This window comes from Paenibacillus sp. FSL M8-0228, assembly GCF_038007385.1.
GTDB lineage: Bacteria > Bacillota > Bacilli > Paenibacillales > Paenibacillaceae > Paenibacillus > Paenibacillus polymyxa_D.
In genome coordinates this window covers 5478089-5495235 of record NZ_JBBOXA010000001.1, presented here as the reverse complement: position 1 = coordinate 5495235, position 17147 = coordinate 5478089, and the positions used below count along the sequence as shown (strand labels likewise).

General features: G+C 41.3%; 14 protein-coding genes. 12 read left to right on the top strand and 2 right to left on the bottom strand.

Going from position 1 to position 17147, the window contains the following annotated elements; all coding sequences use genetic code 11:
- Complete coding sequence (locus MKY98_RS24875) at nucleotides 1-609, top strand: pentapeptide repeat-containing protein (protein WP_029518648.1); 609 nt, start codon at nucleotides 1-3, stop codon at nucleotides 607-609.
- Nucleotides 610-690: 81 nt separating this feature from the next.
- On the opposite strand, the gene MKY98_RS24870 is transcribed toward MKY98_RS24875, so the two are convergent.
- A complete protein-coding gene (locus MKY98_RS24870) occupies nucleotides 691-1284 on the bottom strand; it encodes a hypothetical protein (protein WP_069010979.1) in 594 nt (197 codons plus the stop codon).
- Nucleotides 1285-1494: 210 nt separating this feature from the next.
- On the opposite strand from MKY98_RS24870, the gene MKY98_RS24865 reads away from it, so the two are divergent.
- A complete protein-coding gene (locus MKY98_RS24865; protein ID WP_013312477.1) occupies nucleotides 1495-2451 on the top strand; it encodes a nucleoside hydrolase in 957 nt (318 codons plus the stop codon).
- Nucleotides 2452-2590: 139 nt separating this feature from the next.
- Here MKY98_RS24865 and MKY98_RS24860 read toward each other — a convergent pair whose 3' ends face one another.
- Nucleotides 2591-3775, bottom strand: coding sequence for a GAF domain-containing sensor histidine kinase (locus tag MKY98_RS24860; RefSeq protein ID WP_069010978.1), 1185 nt, complete (start codon nucleotides 3773-3775; stop codon nucleotides 2591-2593).
- 372 nt (nucleotides 3776-4147) lie between these two features.
- Here MKY98_RS24860 and MKY98_RS24855 point away from each other — a divergent pair, with 372 nt between their 5' ends.
- The 10 genes from MKY98_RS24855 to MKY98_RS24810 all read left to right on the top strand — a co-directional run bounded on the left by MKY98_RS24855 (nucleotide 4148) and on the right by MKY98_RS24810 (nucleotide 17127).
- Complete coding sequence (locus MKY98_RS24855; protein WP_069010977.1) at nucleotides 4148-4753, top strand: hypothetical protein; 606 nt, start codon at nucleotides 4148-4150, stop codon at nucleotides 4751-4753.
- A complete protein-coding gene (locus tag MKY98_RS24850; RefSeq protein WP_069010976.1) occupies nucleotides 4737-5261 on the top strand; it encodes a hypothetical protein in 525 nt (174 codons plus the stop codon). Before MKY98_RS24855 ends, MKY98_RS24850 begins: the two co-directional genes overlap by 17 nt.
- A 2-nt stretch (nucleotides 5262-5263) precedes the next feature.
- The gene (locus MKY98_RS24845; protein ID WP_029518643.1) at nucleotides 5264-5641 is read left to right on the top strand and encodes a DUF4280 domain-containing protein; all 378 of its coding nucleotides are present in this window, start codon (nucleotides 5264-5266) and stop codon (nucleotides 5639-5641) included.
- A 51-nt stretch (nucleotides 5642-5692) separates the two neighbouring features.
- A complete protein-coding gene (locus MKY98_RS24840; protein WP_069010975.1) occupies nucleotides 5693-8455 on the top strand; it encodes an NlpC/P60 family protein in 2763 nt (920 codons plus the stop codon).
- A 141-nt stretch (nucleotides 8456-8596) separates the two neighbouring features.
- Nucleotides 8597-10048: an NADase-type glycan-binding domain-containing protein gene (locus MKY98_RS24835; protein WP_069010974.1), complete on the top strand. Its 1452-nt coding sequence runs from the start codon at nucleotides 8597-8599 to the stop codon at nucleotides 10046-10048.
- A complete protein-coding gene (locus MKY98_RS24830; protein ID WP_069010973.1) occupies nucleotides 10048-11493 on the top strand; it encodes an NADase-type glycan-binding domain-containing protein in 1446 nt (481 codons plus the stop codon). Before MKY98_RS24835 ends, MKY98_RS24830 begins: the two co-directional genes overlap by 1 nt.
- A gap of 24 nt (nucleotides 11494-11517) precedes the next feature.
- Entirely contained in the window at nucleotides 11518-12708 is a 1191-nt protein-coding gene (locus tag MKY98_RS24825) for a hypothetical protein (RefSeq protein ID WP_069010972.1), read from the top strand.
- Between the two features lie 26 nt (nucleotides 12709-12734).
- Nucleotides 12735-13928: a hypothetical protein gene (locus tag MKY98_RS24820; RefSeq protein ID WP_069010971.1), complete on the top strand. Its 1194-nt coding sequence runs from the start codon at nucleotides 12735-12737 to the stop codon at nucleotides 13926-13928.
- A complete protein-coding gene (locus MKY98_RS24815; RefSeq protein WP_069010970.1) occupies nucleotides 13925-15085 on the top strand; it encodes a hypothetical protein in 1161 nt (386 codons plus the stop codon). Before MKY98_RS24820 ends, MKY98_RS24815 begins: the two co-directional genes overlap by 4 nt.
- Nucleotides 15086-15102: 17 nt before the next feature.
- The gene (locus tag MKY98_RS24810; protein WP_069010969.1) at nucleotides 15103-17127 is read left to right on the top strand and encodes a DUF4163 domain-containing protein; all 2025 of its coding nucleotides are present in this window, start codon (nucleotides 15103-15105) and stop codon (nucleotides 17125-17127) included.
- The last annotated feature ends 20 nt before the right edge of the window (nucleotides 17128-17147 follow it).

Below are 17147 nucleotides of genomic sequence, written 5' to 3'. Positions count from 1 at the left end.
ATGTTCTTTTATACAGATGAGGTCTATGAAGACCGTGATTTTGGATCAATGGATGCCAGAGAAGGCGAGTGGAAAAATTGCGAGTTTACCCGATGTCGCTTTCGGGGTGTGGAGATGAATGAGTCCCTTGTGGAAGGCTGTACTTTTGTGGACTGTGATTTTACCGGGGCCATTCTGAATGCATCTCACTACAAGGAGTCGGCTTTTACCAATTGTTTGTTCACCAGCGCCAATCTGTTTGTAGTCCGGTTTGATAACTGCAAGCTGGTAGGTTCAGATTTTGCGGGGGCGAATATGGATGGTATCACAATTACGGGCGGAGATTGGTCTTATACGAATTTGCGTCATGCAGATTTAAGAAAACAAGATTTGCGAAAAATACGATTCAAGGAAGCCGACTTATCCGAATGCAATTTGGAAAAAGCAGATTTGCGAGAGGCTGATCTTAGCCGGGTAAGACTGCACAAAGCCCATCTTCAAGGAACAGACCTGCGCGGTGCGAAGATGGATGGCGTGAATTTTAAAGATCTGGACATCACTGGAGCCAAGTTGGATATCGAGCAGGCAGTAGCGGTGGCTCGCTCCTATGGAGCCAAGGTAGAAGGCTAAAAAGCACGGGATACCGATGCTGGTTTTGATCTGGAGTACCCCGTGCGGGTGAAATGGACGGTTGATTCGAAATTGAAGGACTTAATCTTTAGTGGATGCCGGCAGTAGTGGAATTGCTGCTTCCGGGTTCTGGTTTGGCAAATGATCAATTCCCACAGGCTCTAGAGGCTGCTGTGGAACCGTCCAGTTGCGCGCGATATCTACGGCAGTTCGCTGTTCCAGCAAGCGTTTGGCTACTTCATAACATTGATCGATATGCCGATTGCCAATGGTTCGCATAGCAGTAAAGCCAATTGCCGCGGCTAGCCCTTGCCCCAGAAGGGGAACAAACTTGCTAACCTGCTTGGTAGCGATCCGAATGCCCATCTTTTGCAAAATCTGCACGATAACTTCACGGGTGATGAGTCGCCCAATCAGCTTGCTGCCAATCGAAGTGATAAAACCATACACCATGGATTTGGTTTCTGCGTCCAGACCTTCCAGCTGCTTCTCAGATAATCCGAACTTTCCATTAATGGCTGGCAGTAGCTGCATCAAAATGCCAACATCAGCAAGAACGTCAGCCCCTGGAACTGGAACTAATACCGCTCCACCCGAAGCCGCAGCTCTTTTTGTCACCATGGATTTACACTCTTTACGGATCTGCTCCAACTCTTCTATTGTTTGGGCTGTCATATGCATCTCTCCTTCATACGCTTCCGATTAGGACCCATGATTCTACCCTGTTATTACACACATTTCTACCTATCTTAAGCATGGCGCAAGCAAAAAATCCCTGATTCACGCACTATCGCACATTTACTCCTGTGAAGCGATCAGGCATAATGAAGGGTGGTTGCCGATAAGAACAAGCCTGCTTACGGGGATAAAGGAAGGAAGAGACAGATGAGTCAGACAAACGTTTATTTTAATCATGATGGTGGAGTGGATGATCTAGTATCCCTTTTTATGCTGCTTCAGATGGAGCAGGTTCATTTGACCGGAGTATCGGTGATTCCAGCAGATGGTTACCTGGAGCCTGCGACAGATGCCAGCCGTAAAATTATTGATCGTTTTGGACAAAATAAAGGGCCTGTGGAAGTCGCAAAGTCTAATTCACGCGGTAAAAATCCGTTTCCTGCCGCTTGGCGTTTACATTCCTTCTATGTGGATGCATTACCCGTACTGAATGAATCGGGGCGTATGGAAGCACCGCTTTCATCCCTGCCAGCTCATCAGCATCTGATCGAAAAGGTACGCGGAGCTGAAGGTAAGACGCTGTTGCTATTCACTGGACCGCTAACCGATCTGGCGCGAGCGCTGGATGAAGCACCGGATATTGAAGCAAAGATTGAAAAGCTGGTATGGATGGGCGGCACCTTTGAAAAAGGGAATGTGGAAGAGCCGGAGCATGACGGCACAGCAGAGTGGAATGTATTCTGGGACCCAGAAGCGGCATATCGGGTGTGGCAAAGCGGCATCACGATTGATCTGGTAGCGCTGGAAAGCACAAGCAAAGTACCATTAACTCCAGCAGTACGCAATCGTTGGGCTGCCGAGCGCCGATATGAGGGCGTGGATTTCCTAGGCAACTGCTACGCGGGATGTCCGCCGCTCGTCTATAGCGAAACGAACTCAACCTACTACTTGTGGGATGTACTGACCACTGCATCCGTAGGACGCCCGGACATTGTCAAGAAAAAGACGGTGCATTGCAGCGTGATCGCAGAAGGGCCAAGTCAGGGCAGAACGGTGGAACAGGCGGATGGACGTCCTGTGAATCTGGTGTATGATACAGACCCGGAAGCCTTCTTTACGTATATGGCGGATTTGGCCAAGCTGGCTGCTCCCAAACGTTACTAAGTCTGGCAATGTACAGACGTGCGGCATAGGGCGATAATACTGCCTAGTGAGACGTACCCATAACATAAAGCCCGTGAACGTTATGCGTCACGGGCTTCTATTACATGATATACCATATCATCACTAGCTAATTTCAGTTTTAGGCTGACTCCTGGTATGTTTTCAGGGTGAATTGGAGCGTTATCTCCGTCCCGCTACCAGGTTCACTCCTCCCTGTCATCTTACCCTTCATTCGTTTTAATAGATGTTTGGTAATCTGCCAACCCAAGCCTGGATTACCATATGAGGGGGAGTACCCACGGTCATGTTCAAGCCACAATTTCAATTTATTCGGAGATATACCGATTCCAGTATCCTTCACCTTTAATTCCAGTTCAACCTCAGGTGCATCGGTCACAGATCGGGTGTTTGCAGATAAAGTGACGGTTCCTGTGTTTGTAAACTTCACTGCATTATCTACCAAATTAATCAACATACGGCGAATTTTAGCCTCATCCCCGATAAAAATAGGCGAGCTGGTGAGATTCCAGTCAAGCTTCAACTCTAGATTCCGCTGTGCGGCTACCTCTGTATACAGACTCAATACATTTTCCATCATCGTTCTCAGATCAAACGGATCTTCAATATCATCGATCTGCCTGGACTCTATATTGCTGTAATCCAAAATATTACTCAACAACGTCATAAGCGAGCGACTGCTCGACTCCATGATGCTCATATATTGCTGTTGTTCCTCTGTTAACTCTGTCGTCAGCATGAGGTCGGTGGCTCCCCATATTTCGGTTAGCGAAAACCGAATTTTATTACTCAGGGAAGAGATCAAATCCAGCTTGCTCAGGGCAGAGATCTCAGCATCTATCTTTTCTTTCTCCAGTTCCACCACATAACCCAGAAATACAGCCATAGCCTGTAGGGCCTTCAGTTCGGATTCTGTCAAATGTACAGATGGTGCGTCCAAGATACAAATGGTTCCGTAAGCCTGACCATTTTTCATGCGAATAGGGATTCCTGTAAATGAGTGGTTTCCCATGGTTTTAGTCACATCTAAATCGCATGTGTGCGGGTGAATAGTCGTTTCTGAAATCGTGAGGTGATCCGCAGGATGATCCAACACCAGACTGCAATAGCTAAGCTCAAAAGGGAGCACATCCCCTTTCTTAACGAGTATCTCTTCCCGGTTAAATGAATCAACGATTACATTCGTAATCCCATCATTAGCGGCAATAAAAATGGTGTTTACATGTAGAATATCACTTAGCACATCAATGACGTGCGCGGTAGCCTCTTGAATACTATTATAAAAACCTGTAGGTGAAGTAGTCATGTATCTCCAATCCTGATGCAAAGTGGTGGTTATCCAAAAACTTTAGCAGTTTGTGTATCCCATTCTCGATCCTCTGAATGTGCTTTTGGAGCGTATTGTTAATTATACATGATTATTTCATTATAAACCGATCTTTCTACTTCCATTTACCTATTCGCTTGCGCAAACCTTCATTTTTTAGGTCTAATGCTAGCCTTTCTGGGAAGGTTTTTGTTTGTATTATTACACATTCACGAAAATATATGATTATTTTCATTCTATTTTCATAAATTCATATGTAATCTCATGATATGAAAATTGTGTAATAAAATAGGAGGATAGAACCAGTAATATCATGTAAATATTCTATATAATAGGCTCAGAGGTGGAATTATGAATAGACAGGAAGCCCTAGAACACTTCCATAAGACCTATGCGGAAGATGTACTGAATGAGAAATTACATCAGGCAGCGTCTTTATATGAGCATAGAAAAGAGGAACTCATTTTTTCTTTTATTCAATCCTTTCAATCGATCTGCCTACAAGCCAATTTCACAGAAGTGGCCAAGACAAGGATCGGATACATTACTTATTCTATGAGGCGCACGTATCTGGTGGATCGCAACTATAACTATGTCGTCGAAGCCTATGATAAAAATTGGTTCTTTGATCCTCAACCTTGTTATGGAATCTATGATGCAGGCTGGGCATTCAGCTTTTTAGCAGAATTGGAGGATGAATTGAATCAGCTTCGAAAACCTTATATGAACAAGATTTTTCAGCCTGATGTGGAGCGATTTGTACTCCAGGCTGCAGGGGAATTTCATCAATATATTCTGAAATTAGCGAAAGATGCTATTCAGCAGGTTGTACATTTACCTGAATTCAAGGCCTTGAAATGTGAGGACGATTTGGAAGTAAGAATAGGGGAGTATAAAGGAATCAGTGAGGTGGTGTATTCAAGAGCTTATGGAGTACTACATGATTCAACAGGATAATCGTATTACGGAGTATATGTATCCAGGAGGGACGAATCGCCGGCAGTTATTGGAATGGGCAGAAAGCTCATCATGTGCCGATGAAGAATCTATTTTACAATTTTATGTATCAGGTGATGCGGACTATATTGATTTTATAGAGCATCCGTTACCCATCGTTTCGGAACAACTAAAGGAAATCTTTGATATATATCAAGCCGGATTAAGCTGGAAGTTAGTTGTTTTTGCCGATATGCAGCGAATGCAGCAAACAAGGTATTGGCTGGCAAATCCGCCTAGCCTGATGTGTTTATCACCACGCAGTGAATATCATAGGGACGGTACACTGAAGAAAATCATTTTAGATGAATATGCAGTCGAGAATCATAAAATATTCAGGGTTCAGGGTGCCAATCATCATATCATTGTAGACCTCGATGTGGCTGAATGTATTTTGAAGTTCAATCTGGCAGGCTTGAAATTACAAAAGGTCGATACAGAGGGGCCATCTATACAAAGGAGAGTCTAAGAATGAGTGAGAGCTATGTAGTGGATGGGGCACAGATACATTGCAGCTATGGAAGTCATACAGGAAGATTTAGTGTTTCAGCTAACAGGGGAATTAGTATTGGTGACAAACTACAAGGGAATATTCAGGATTTTCACCCGCAGACGCATATCCCTTCTTTCGGAATGTGTCGTAGTATGCATAATCCTGCAGTCTCTTCTGCTAACAAAGGGAATTCCGGGAAAATCATTCCGCAGTCCTGCAAACCGAGCGTTTCTATGCCTTGGTTGAATGGAAAAAAGGATGTATACGTAGATCAATCTCCGGCTCTGATGAGCTGCTCCACGAACTTATGCATGTGGTGTGGAAAAATCTCGTTCACCACAGACGGGCAGGAATAGTTAACAGATTGTAGGATTTGCATCACATGAAAAGCAACCGGGGGGAGTAAGATGGGACTGGCAGGAACTGTGCTGACTTATGGAAATATTAAAGTAAATGCACCGTATGAGATTATCAGGCTGCTTGATTTTGAATTGACACAGAAGATAAATGAGCACGGCAAGGTGTACATTACTGCTCTCATACCGGATGAGGACCATGCGAAGTATGACGGTTTAGCACATGATGAGGATGTGCTAGAGGTATATGAGATGGATGAAGACCGAGGGACAGTTAGCATCTTTAAAGGAATCGTCACCAATATTAGAATTGCATTCAAAAATGGCGTATATCACATGTACATCGAGGCTGCCTCTTTTACATATCTGATGGATCAACAAAGGAAAAACCGTTCGTTTCAAAACGGCAAATTGACATATTATCATCTATTCCGCGAACTCATAGATGCCTATCCACATGGGGATTTTATTGACCTGACGGACAGCAATCAAAAGTTAGATGGCTTTACTATTCAGTATGGGGAGAGTGACTGGGAGCTTCTGAAAAGAATGGCTTCTCATCTACAAACTGGACTGATTGCCGAGATTACGTCCGTGTTCCCGAGACTATGGTTAGGTGCCTCAAAAGAACAGGTGAAAGGTGAACTGCGCAGCATTAACTTTTCCCTCCAAAAAACAAAGTCAGACCCCCGGTATACATATGCTGAAGTGGAGGATACGAAGCGTTTTGAACTTGGAGATGTGGTCGTGTTTCGACGAAAGCATTGGGTTATTGATCAAATTCATGCAGGGATGAAGCAAGGTATTATGACATATGGCTACATTCTCGTTCCGGAAGCAGGTATTCCGAGGGAGCTTATATATAACCCGTTAATCAAAGGTACCTCTATTGAAGGGAAAGTTATTGATTTAAATAGTGAAAACGAATCCGTTAAACTTCATCTGTCCGTGGATTCCATGCAGTCCAAAGTTGAAGGGTGCTGGTTTTCTTACCCCACTATGTATACCGGAGATGGGATCGGTTGGCATTGCATGCCTGAGCTGGGGGATCATGTCCATTTGTATTTTCCATCTAACAAAGAAAAGGAAGCTCGTGTAGTTCAATCCCTGCGTAAGAGAGACTACAAAGGAGATGAAATCAGTCAACCGTCAAGAAAGCTATTTCATACCAAAACACAAAAAGTGGCGAGATTCGATGATAAGGAATTAGCCCTCTCCACCCAGAAAGACAAGATACTGGTACGCTTAAATCCTGCATCCGGTATTCACGTGTACAGTCATCACGATCTTACCTTTCACGCCGATACAGACCTAGTGCTGCATGGCAAAAAGGTACAGATGACCGCTACTCGCGAAATATCTCTGACGTGCAAAACCAGCTATATCCGAACCGATGGAACGCTTCATATCAAGGCCAGCAAGCTCATGAAAAATCAGGTGCCTGATGCCGAACTGAAAGCTTATAAATCCCTGATTCAAGAATTGAAGGGAAAAGGGTATCCGCAATGGGTGCAGAATTTGCTGCTTCAATTTAAAACGGACTACTACAAAGCCGTGGCAGCCGGGGACAAAAAGGGGGCCAAGGAAGCAGCGGCCAAGGCCAAGCAATTGCGTCAGCAGGTGGCAGAAATAGATCGTATGCCTGCCTGGGCCAGAGCGCAAATGCATGAATACACGTCCCAGTGGTGGGAAGCGCATGGAGCCAACGACAAAGCCAAGCAAAAGCAGATGCATCTTCTCGCGAACCAACTGCGTGACAACGTGCTAATCAACGAGCTGATTCGTGGTCATTCAGCCAAATCCTATCTGGATGCGAATCGGCTGGAGGAGCTGTCCGGACAATACGCAGATGCGGCCCATAAGCTGACCATCGCCGATCAAAGGGCTATTGCTAAGGAAGCGGCTGCCCTGCGTAGTAAGTATGGCGTGAACAGCCTGCTTGCCAGAGATAATTTGAACAAGCTTGCCAAGAAGTATCCAGACAGCTTCTCGTACAAGCTACCAACTACAGGCGATTGGGATAAGGAGCTCAACGCCGCTTTGCATGATTTTGCGAAAAAATACGGCCTGGAAAATAAGGGATATGGTCGTGATGTGCTCGCAGTGTACCTGCATCAAGTAGCCAATGGCATTCTTCCATGGCCTAAGGTTAATAAGGCTGCAACGCCAACAGTTCCAGCAACGACAACAACGAAAACGGAACCGGGCAAGAAGCCGCCGACTACTCCTGAAAAGCCAACGCAGGAGGAACCAAAGCCTACTCCATCCAACAGTTCTGCCGAGGAAAAAAGGAAAGCAATTGTAGAATTCGCTAAGAAGTTTTTAGGCAAGATTCCTTACTGTATGGATACTAAAATTACAACGATGAAGCTGGACCCCAACAATCCACCTATTTATATGGACTGTTCTGATTTTAGTTCCTCGGTGTACTTTACCATATTAAATGTGCGTATAGGCGGTACTACAAGCGATCAAATCCATCGGGGAACAGAGGTTGACTACAAAGCTTTACGATCCAGTGGGGATTATAAAAATTTGAAGTTAGGTGATTTAATCTTATTTGATTGGGGGAGTGGGGGGAAAACCAAATTCAAAGTAGATCATGTAGGAATATATGTGGGAGATGGAAAGTTCATTCACGAGCATGGTAATGCACAAACTCTTGCTGAAATGAAAAAGGACCTCAAGCCATCTCATAATGTAACAATAGATAAATTAAACACAAATTGGGGAAAAGGTTATGGTCTTATATATTCAAACGTTATCGCAATTAGACGTATTATACAAGATGATGGCTCAATAATTAACAAATAAGAAAATAAGAAAATAAGAAAATAAGTAGTAGCTTAAAACATCATAATAATATTTGATTCCAAGGTATTCTCAGGAGAAAATAGTGCTGCCCCGTTTAGCTAGGTAGGCTTTATTGAGAACGGAAGAGGGAGTGGTAAGAAAGTGAATTTTATAAAAATCATATTGATTGTTACTTTTGTAGCCATTATATCGGCATGTAGTGGGTTTAAAGGAGAGGAAGCTTTCTCGTCTCCTCACCCCCAAGAAATATCATCACACAGGGTCACACAAGATAATAGAAATGTTACTGAAAAAGAAGCACGGTGGCTTTTAAATGGAGAAGAAGACCCATATCCGACTCAATTTTTGACCAATTTAGATGATCCTACAGGGAAGACCTATATACGAATCGATGACTTGGTAGATGCGATGCAAACTAAAGAAGAGCGAATAAAATATCGCGGCTCCCAAGTAACTGTCAGTAGAGTATCAAATGATGGAAGTCGAATGGCGATCGTAAGGACAATCTCTGATGTGGAAGAAGGGGGCGAAAAACACATTCTTGAGGTATATGATCTGAACTCAGGAAAAAAAGAGTCCGAGTTTGAACTGCCTTCAACGTCTTACCCTGTAGTCTCTCCTGATTTAAGTAAATATCTTTATGAGTTGAATGGGCAAGTGTATTTATATGATGCAGTAAAGAGGAAAACGACAAAAATAGACATTGGGAAACGTAAAATAGATTTAGGTATCATTAGTTCAGGATTATTTTCCCCAGATGGCACTAGATTCTGTTTTGAGGAAAATGACCAACCAGGCATCATTATGCTGAATCTGTCCGGTATTAGTGGAGTAAAACGTTTACTTACAGGGTCTATGGTTTCGCTTTTGCAATGGGATCAAGAAGATAAATTAATTTATACAATTTCTGAAGAGGACGACAATTACACAAAAGATGTCTATTCATTTGATATAGAGAGCGGAGAAAAAAGGTGGATAACTAAAAGTACGGCACCATTTATACTATCCCCTGATCAAAAATTGGCGCTGTCCGCAGAATACGAAGCATCAAAAATGTATCTGGTTCATCTGAGCGATGGAAGAAAGGAGGATATATCCTCTTTTACTAAAAACCAAGGAATACGCACGGCTCCAATACAGTGGATCGAAGCAAAAACCAATTATATGAAGTATAGCAACAAGGTTAAAGTGAAAAGAATTACTGCCTCTTCTACGCTACCTGATCAGGGTATTCGTTCTTTTAATGTGGACAATTTAACGGATGGAAATTATTCAACCTCTTGGTGTGAAGGAACCAAGGGGGGCGGAGTAGGGGAAACGGTAACTATAGATTTGGGTTCAACTCAAGAGATGAGAGGTATAGATATAACCGATAACTTCATGTGGGTTAATAATAAGTATTTAGACGTAAGTAAAATCAAAAAAATGAAACTTGATTTTTCGAATGGGCAATCTGAAGTGTTTGAGGGCAGTGGGGCACGTTTCAAATTTGATGAACCTATACGGACTTCTTTCGTTAAGATTACCATCCTGGAAGTGAAAAAAGGCGCGGACTTCCCAAATACATGTATAGGTGAGCTGAAGTTATTGTGATGAACAGTAGAAAACGGAAAAAAACTGCAGTATGGATAAGTAAAATTACGTTATTGGTCATGATCTTTTCCATGCTATGCGGGTGTATACAATCGAATGAGGGGCAAAAAGTAGGACAGGAGCGGAATGAAACTTATGCTTCTGTCTCTCAGTCCAAGAAACCTCCTCCAACAAAAAGGGCTGTAAATTGGTTGCTCTTTGAAGCGGAAAATGAAAACATGCCTGTGGACTATCTCGTTGATATGGATGATCCTACAGGCAATACGTTTATTGATACAACTGATATTATTGATCGGTTGTACGCAAGTGAGAAAGAGGATTTCCCTAGAAGTGAGCTGGAAATAATGCGATTTTCTAGTGACGGCAAGACTATAGCACTGAGCAGATATACACATATGATAGATTACAGTGCCATTTTTATTTATGACTTATCCACATATAAAAAGTTGTATAAATTTAATATACCTGATAGGGAATACGTCGTAATATCACCGGATTTAAGTAAATGTGTGTACACCAATAATGGAGATTTTTTTCAATACAATATTCAGGGACGAGTCACTCAAAAACTATCTATTTCCAACTATACTGGTTCGGAAGAATCTATTGGATATAGTGTGTTTTCTCCTAATAGTTCAAAATTATGTATTGAAGATAATGGTACTCTATATATTTTTGATCTGATGGCGAATAAAGAGGTTCAACGAATCACAGTGACCAAGGCAATGCAGGTTTATCAGTGGCTTTATAATAATAAGATAGTTTACCGTTCCTATGATGACGAAAAGTGGTACATGTTGAATTTAGATGACGGAAAGAAGAGGATGTTGGCAGAATTCTCTGAGAACCCTGTTTTAACTTTAGATAACCACAGGGTTGCTTATGTGAATTCGAAGGGTGAAATGCAACAACGAAACATCCAAACAGGTTTGCCTATAAAATACTCCAATCTATTTCACAGGATAGGCTATAACGTGTCCCCTACACAATGGATACAAACAACAACGGATTTAATGAAATATCGAAAAAGTATCCCGGCACGGAAAATCATTGCCTCTTCTACACTTCCAGACCAAGCAGGAAATTCCTATGCTGACCAAAACATCATGGACGGAGATGCGAGTACAGCCTGGTGTGAAGGAGTTAAAGGAGACGGGATCGGGGAGTGGATCAAAATTGATTTCGGCTCTATGCAAGAACTGAAGGGGTTTGAACTTTTTAATGGTTTAGCCAAGTCATCCAAAGCCTTCCAAGCAAATAATAGAGTTAAACGAATGAAACTGGAGTTTTCAAACGGGCAGACCAGGGTGATAGATAATGATTTTATAAGAAACGAATTTCTTGATAACCCCATTCATACCTCTTTCGTGAAAATAACGATTGAGGCCGTAGAGCGAGGAACTAAATATCACGATACCTGTATGTCGGAGATACGATTCTTCTAGCATTTCTAACAAAGGAGAAGACATATGAAATGGAAAGAGCCAACGTTTGGTGCAACCCCTATGTTGAGAGCTTTAACAACTGCTAATGCACACAGGAAAGCACAGGCATTTGATCTTGCAGCAGAACAGAAAAAACAAAAACTAAGCTACCCAGACTGGGCCCAGACCTGGATGCGTAAATACAAAGAAGATTGGTATATTGCTCAAGTCAATGGTGACGAGGTAGGTATGCGTAAAGCGCAAAAACTGGCAGAAGGACTTCGAAGCAAATTACGCGAAATGGCCACATTCCCCAAGTGGGCTCAAGAGCAAATGCAAAAAGAAACCGTTCGTTGGATGACTGCGGAGGCAAGTGGAGATATCAGGGAAAAGCTGGCTGCCGAGAAGGCGGGACGAGCTATACGCGAGAAGCTAGGTCTGATTGATATGAGTACTAAAGCACCACCAGAAGTACCCGTTACCACCGAATCGAAAGATGAACCTACAAAAACGAACGTAAAGACTCCGGCTGGAAAATGGATACCTGCTGAATTCCAGTATAACGGTAGTTCTGAAGCTGAGAAATATTTCAAAAAGCGTTCAAAAAAATTTATTAAACAAAAATGGAATCAGGAAAAGCTGCACAGTTTGTGGGAAGCTACAAAAAGCATACAAGAAACGTATCATATTCAGATTGATCCACGTCTTTTGTTAGCTATTATTATTCAGGAAGGGACGGGAAGCTTTAATACGAGTAGTACAAATCGAGCAGCCGATGGTCAGCATGGTGTCGAGACTAATTATGCAAAGGATTTGGTGAAGGCACATAATTTAATATTTGGTAAAATGTTGGGATACATTTACTATGGTGAGGAATTTAGACAAGTTGTAGTTAAAAACAACAACTTGGAGGGGATTAAAGGTAAAGGTGATATATATCAATACTGCAATTGGATAACTCCGATTGTAAGAATGAATTCGAAGAGAGTAGATTGTGGGCCGTATGCTGGTCATGGTACATGGGGTGAAGATGTAAAATCCATTTATAACAAACTAAGTAATAAAGAGGCCGATAATTATGACTTATATCTATCAAATATTAGTAAAGACACAGCTCAAAATATTGCTAGCTCAGAAGGTATAAAACTTCCTGCTATTACCTTCAAGGCACTCCGAAATGCTCAAGATAGTGGTGGTAATGAGATTAAAAAGTGGACGGTAACGGGCGAACGATAAGCTAAAATTCGAAAAGAGGAAAAGAAGTGTACAAGCCAAGTTACGGTTATTTTATTATATTGACTTTTTTGGCTTTAGGAGTAACCGCATGTAGTCTTTCAGATATCAATACTTATGACAATGGGAAAACAGCTACTGCTAAAGCTAAGCAAGAAAGCTCTAGCTACTATCCAGAGAAAGGAACAGACAAAGCCAAAAATGTTGTATCTGCCGATCCAAAGCCCCTTCAGGATGAGGACTTCACAATATCATATCGGTCGCACAAAATTGATAGGAATACGGATATTAAAGAACTTATCCATAAGTGGGGTTACAGTGAGGGATACGATAGCTTCAATCGAGGATATATTAGTGGGAATGGAACCTACCGAAGATGGAACTTATCTTATCCTAACTATGAAGATTCAGAAATTCGATTTGTAGTTCTATCTAAGATCGAATTTGAAGGGGAGGAACCGGTTGATGGTGAAAGTTATCTAGTAGCCGTGAGCTTGGAAAATCCCAAGTTTAAAACCAAAAGAGGATTGAAGATTGGTGATACCCTTGGTAAAGTGCTACAACTTTACGGTCAACCAAGTACCATAACAAATAGAAGTCTGGTTTACTCCAAAAATGGCCTACATTTGAGTATTAATTGGGATACTAAAACAGAGAAAGTAAATAATATTTTTATTGAATATAACATGGAGAAATCCGTAAAGCAGCAACGTAGTGCTGATTATGTAGAAGAGGATGCTCAGCCCGACCCTGATCTGGAACCTTATACTATTCAAAGGGAACAATCATTTACCACCACTCTTAATGGATGGGGAGAAGTAAAGTTTATATCCACTTTAAAAGATGAGGATACGAATGATCTGATTCAAGCAAAGTTTTTTTTGGAAGTTAACAGTGACAAAAATGTGGAAAACAAGATCCTGTACGAATTCCCCGAATTTTATGGTAACAACGGTAAAATGATTGATAGGATCAAAGCAGTAAGTTTTAAGGACTTGAATCAGGATGGACGTACAGATATTGTTATTATTGCTGATTATATCACCGGAGTTAATGCACACGGAATAGAGACTCTACCTGTCGCGGGAATTTACTTTCAGAAAAAGGACAAAACGTACACTACCCTGCCTGAGTTGGATAAGAGTATCAATCAAACTGGACATAACCGAACACTTCAAAATGTCATTCAATACGTAAGCAAACAACGTATAAACGTTCAATGAACAATGTGAAAAGGGAGTTTTTTGAAATCAACTTTATAAAACAAAATAAAATACTATTTTTAATATTGTTATTTAGTCTGCTATTGAATGGATGTTCTGAACAACCTACGAATGAGAAGCAGCAAGCAGTTGAACCCATCAAACCTAGCACTCAAATGATAGAGAAAAAAGCTGTGACTGAACCAGAGTCTGCTGCTCAAAAACGAGATCGGAATAGCAATATTGTGAATCCGATTAATAAACGAAATGAAAATTACGCCATAGATTCTAACACATTAGATCAGTTTATAAAGAAAATCCAACCACAGAATGAGTACCTTCAGAAAATATTAAAAGAAGATTTGGACCTTGATGGAAAGGTGGAATACGTGCTTGCTTTTGGATTAGAAAAAGGGGTGATTGACAACATATTTGTAGTCCGGGAGGATGATGGTTATCACATCATTGAAAAACTAGAGGACCCGGTTATAGTTGTGCATCTAAATACAGATGTGAAAATCATGAAGCTGGATCAAACAGACCAAAAATTTATCGTTGTATACTCTATAGGCGACGGAGGGGCTTATTCAGAGGGATTCTCCATATACACCTTGAAAAATAATCATATCAAGAGTATAAATTCTGATTTTCCTAATGCTACTGGACAAGGAATTCGAACGTTAAAAGATACCGACCATGATGGTGTATTTGAAAGTGTCGATTATTACGAGTTTAGTGACACTCAGGAGCATACCATCGTGGTCTATCAAAAATATGATGGAACAGGACCTGAAAAAAAGGAGGTTTTGTATAAAAATAAAAGTACACAGTTTGTATATCCAAGCGATCCTAAGGCTGTGATATTGAACTACTTGGAAGTTGATTATCTTATGAAGTGGTTTGATTTACCTTTTCCTGAAATGGACCAGCTCACCGATCCGGCAGCAAGGCAAACGTATGATTTTGAGGATGCCATCGATTTATCCGGTTTAGCATATTTATCTTACCCGGTGTTAGAACTGAGTATTAATGAGGTTAGTAGCGATGATAACCGAAAAATATTTTTGGTAAAAGATGATTCATTAGAAGAAAGAGCGAAAAAGGAAATTACGTTTACGTTAGAAAAACAGTCAGATAAATGGAAGATTATGGGTATAGAGATGAACGATAAATCGTAGAAAGCGTGATATCCAGCATGAATTACTTGAAGTACGGGCGAGCTTCTTGCGTCCTATTACTACTCATTTCCTGTGTAGCGCTGAATGGATGCATGAAGGAACAAAATTCTCCAGCAACTAAAACAAATCATGCGCTTTCTCTCCAAAATGAAGATAAAACGATTTCCTATTCGAAAAAGCTGGACACGTTAGTGAAAAAACTTCATATAGTCAACGATGAAAATAAGGATTCTGATACCAGACAAAACAAGCTTGAGGAGTTCACACAGGAACTTAATTCGTTGTTAAATGAGCCTGGAAGTGTAGAGATGAAGGATGAAGAATTAGTAGAAAAGTTCGATAATAATCTCACTATCTTAACAAAATCGTTTCCGTTAAAAAGCGGGCAGCTAAACGTTAGGGTTATGAATTATAGAGCACCTAAAACGGTGACAGGTACGATCGGAGATAAATACACATTTATTCAGTGGTGGAGTACTAAGCAACTTGTACACGCCCAGATGCTTGAGGATGGCGGGCCAGAATTGACTACAGACTTTGTGGTCCGAGATTCAGACAAGGGAATACAGCTGTTGTTAGGGGGATATGTTTCAATATATCATCCAGATCCCGTATTTGTTGCGTTGTGGGAATTCTCCGGGGAAAAATGGACACAGAAAGAAATAGTAACAGATAAGATAAAGCTTCCGGATGCGTGGGAATTGAACGAGGATATAGATGAGCTTATTTTAGAGAATCGACAACATGATAGCATGAGTATCGAGGTTTTAGACCACGGCGATGGTTTCTTCATAAACAGTGATGATTCTGAACAAAACCTTATCATTGAGTTCTCCAAAAGTGGAGAAGTCCGTATTGATTCCGAATATAGCACTGCCTTGAATACTCATAGTGAACGGCAAAGCTTTGAACTCATTCAAGAGGAATATTCAAAAAATGGGATCGTGATTAAATACCCTCAAATTATAAAACTCAAGGATATTGCAAAGCAGAAATCTTTAAACAAAATTCTTAAGGCTGATGCTTTAGAAGGATTACAAAACTATGCGGATTCCAATGCTGGAGTCCATGTCGAAATTGATTATGAGATCAAACGAGAAAATGAACGATTCTTGAGTGTTCAATATACGGGTATTCATTATGTGAAGGACGCAGCCTATCCTACTCATATGTTTTATACGACGAACCTGGATATGAAGCAGGCTTCAAGAATAAGGTTGAGGGATCTGGTAAAGGTCGAGAAACCTTTTATTGAGCTTATAAAAAGCGGGAAGATTACAGCTGTTCAGCCGGAGCAACAAGGATTAATTGGTGATTTCACAAAAGATGATTTGATTCAATTGTTAACAAATGCGGATGTAACCAAAGGTTCGCTTGCGGAAGTAGAAATGGAATCGTTTAGTTATTTCACAAATGATTCATTGGGGATGAGTGTACCTATGGCACATGTGGTAGGGGACCATGCGGAGTATGAAATTCGTTTTGCACAAATTCCAGAGAATATTAGGCAAAATGAGGAACTATGGAGTGAGTTAAGTTCCGTTGAGGATCAGTCTGTTTCCACAGTTGGCGGTGAAAAGTTGAATACCGACCAATATGAAATTGAAGAGTCGCAGTCTTTTCAAACTACTTTCGAAGGCTTTGGGAAAGTGCGGTTTGTATCCACATATGGGTATTCGGAAGGTTTTCGTAAATTCTTTTTCTTCCTATTGGATGGCCAAGGACATATGCTGTATCCATTCCCCGATTTCTACGGGAACCGTGAGTGGGTTGCACGTTACGGAGGAGTAGAAGCAGTGGCCTTCAAGGATGTGAATAAGGATGGATTGAAGGATGTTATCATTATTGCCAAAGTTGACAACGGGATTCATGGACCTGGTAGAGTTGACCAGTTCCCTATAGCGGACATTTATTTTCAGAAAAAAAATAAAACCTTTACCACTCTCTCTGCATTAGATGAGGCTCTTAACGATCAGGGACATAATCAAACCATTAAAGATGTCATTCAATACGTAAGCAAACAACGGATAAACGTAAACTAACCGACAAAAGGGAGCGGTAA

Bases quoted from the DNA above. Each gene is read 5' to 3' on its own strand.
- MKY98_RS24875 (WP_029518648.1), top strand. From the start codon at position 1: ATGTTCTTTTATACAGATGAGGTCTATGAAGACCGTGATTTTGGATCA.
- MKY98_RS24870 (WP_069010979.1), bottom strand. From the start codon at position 1,284: ATGACAGCCCAAACAATAGAAGAGTTGGAGCAGATCCGTAAAGAGTGT.
- MKY98_RS24865 (WP_013312477.1), top strand. From the start codon at position 1,495: ATGAGTCAGACAAACGTTTATTTTAATCATGATGGTGGAGTGGATGAT.
- MKY98_RS24860 (WP_069010978.1), bottom strand. From the start codon at position 3,775: ATGACTACTTCACCTACAGGTTTTTATAATAGTATTCAAGAGGCTACC.
- MKY98_RS24855 (WP_069010977.1), top strand. From the start codon at position 4,148: ATGAATAGACAGGAAGCCCTAGAACACTTCCATAAGACCTATGCGGAA.
- MKY98_RS24850 (WP_069010976.1), top strand. From the start codon at position 4,737: ATGATTCAACAGGATAATCGTATTACGGAGTATATGTATCCAGGAGGG.
- MKY98_RS24845 (WP_029518643.1), top strand. From the start codon at position 5,264: ATGAGTGAGAGCTATGTAGTGGATGGGGCACAGATACATTGCAGCTAT.
- MKY98_RS24840 (WP_069010975.1), top strand. From the start codon at position 5,693: ATGGGACTGGCAGGAACTGTGCTGACTTATGGAAATATTAAAGTAAAT.
- MKY98_RS24830 (WP_069010973.1), top strand. From the start codon at position 10,048: ATGAACAGTAGAAAACGGAAAAAAACTGCAGTATGGATAAGTAAAATT.
- MKY98_RS24825 (WP_069010972.1), top strand. From the start codon at position 11,518: ATGAAATGGAAAGAGCCAACGTTTGGTGCAACCCCTATGTTGAGAGCT.
- MKY98_RS24815 (WP_069010970.1), top strand. From the start codon at position 13,925: ATGAACAATGTGAAAAGGGAGTTTTTTGAAATCAACTTTATAAAACAA.
- MKY98_RS24810 (WP_069010969.1), top strand. From the start codon at position 15,103: ATGAATTACTTGAAGTACGGGCGAGCTTCTTGCGTCCTATTACTACTC.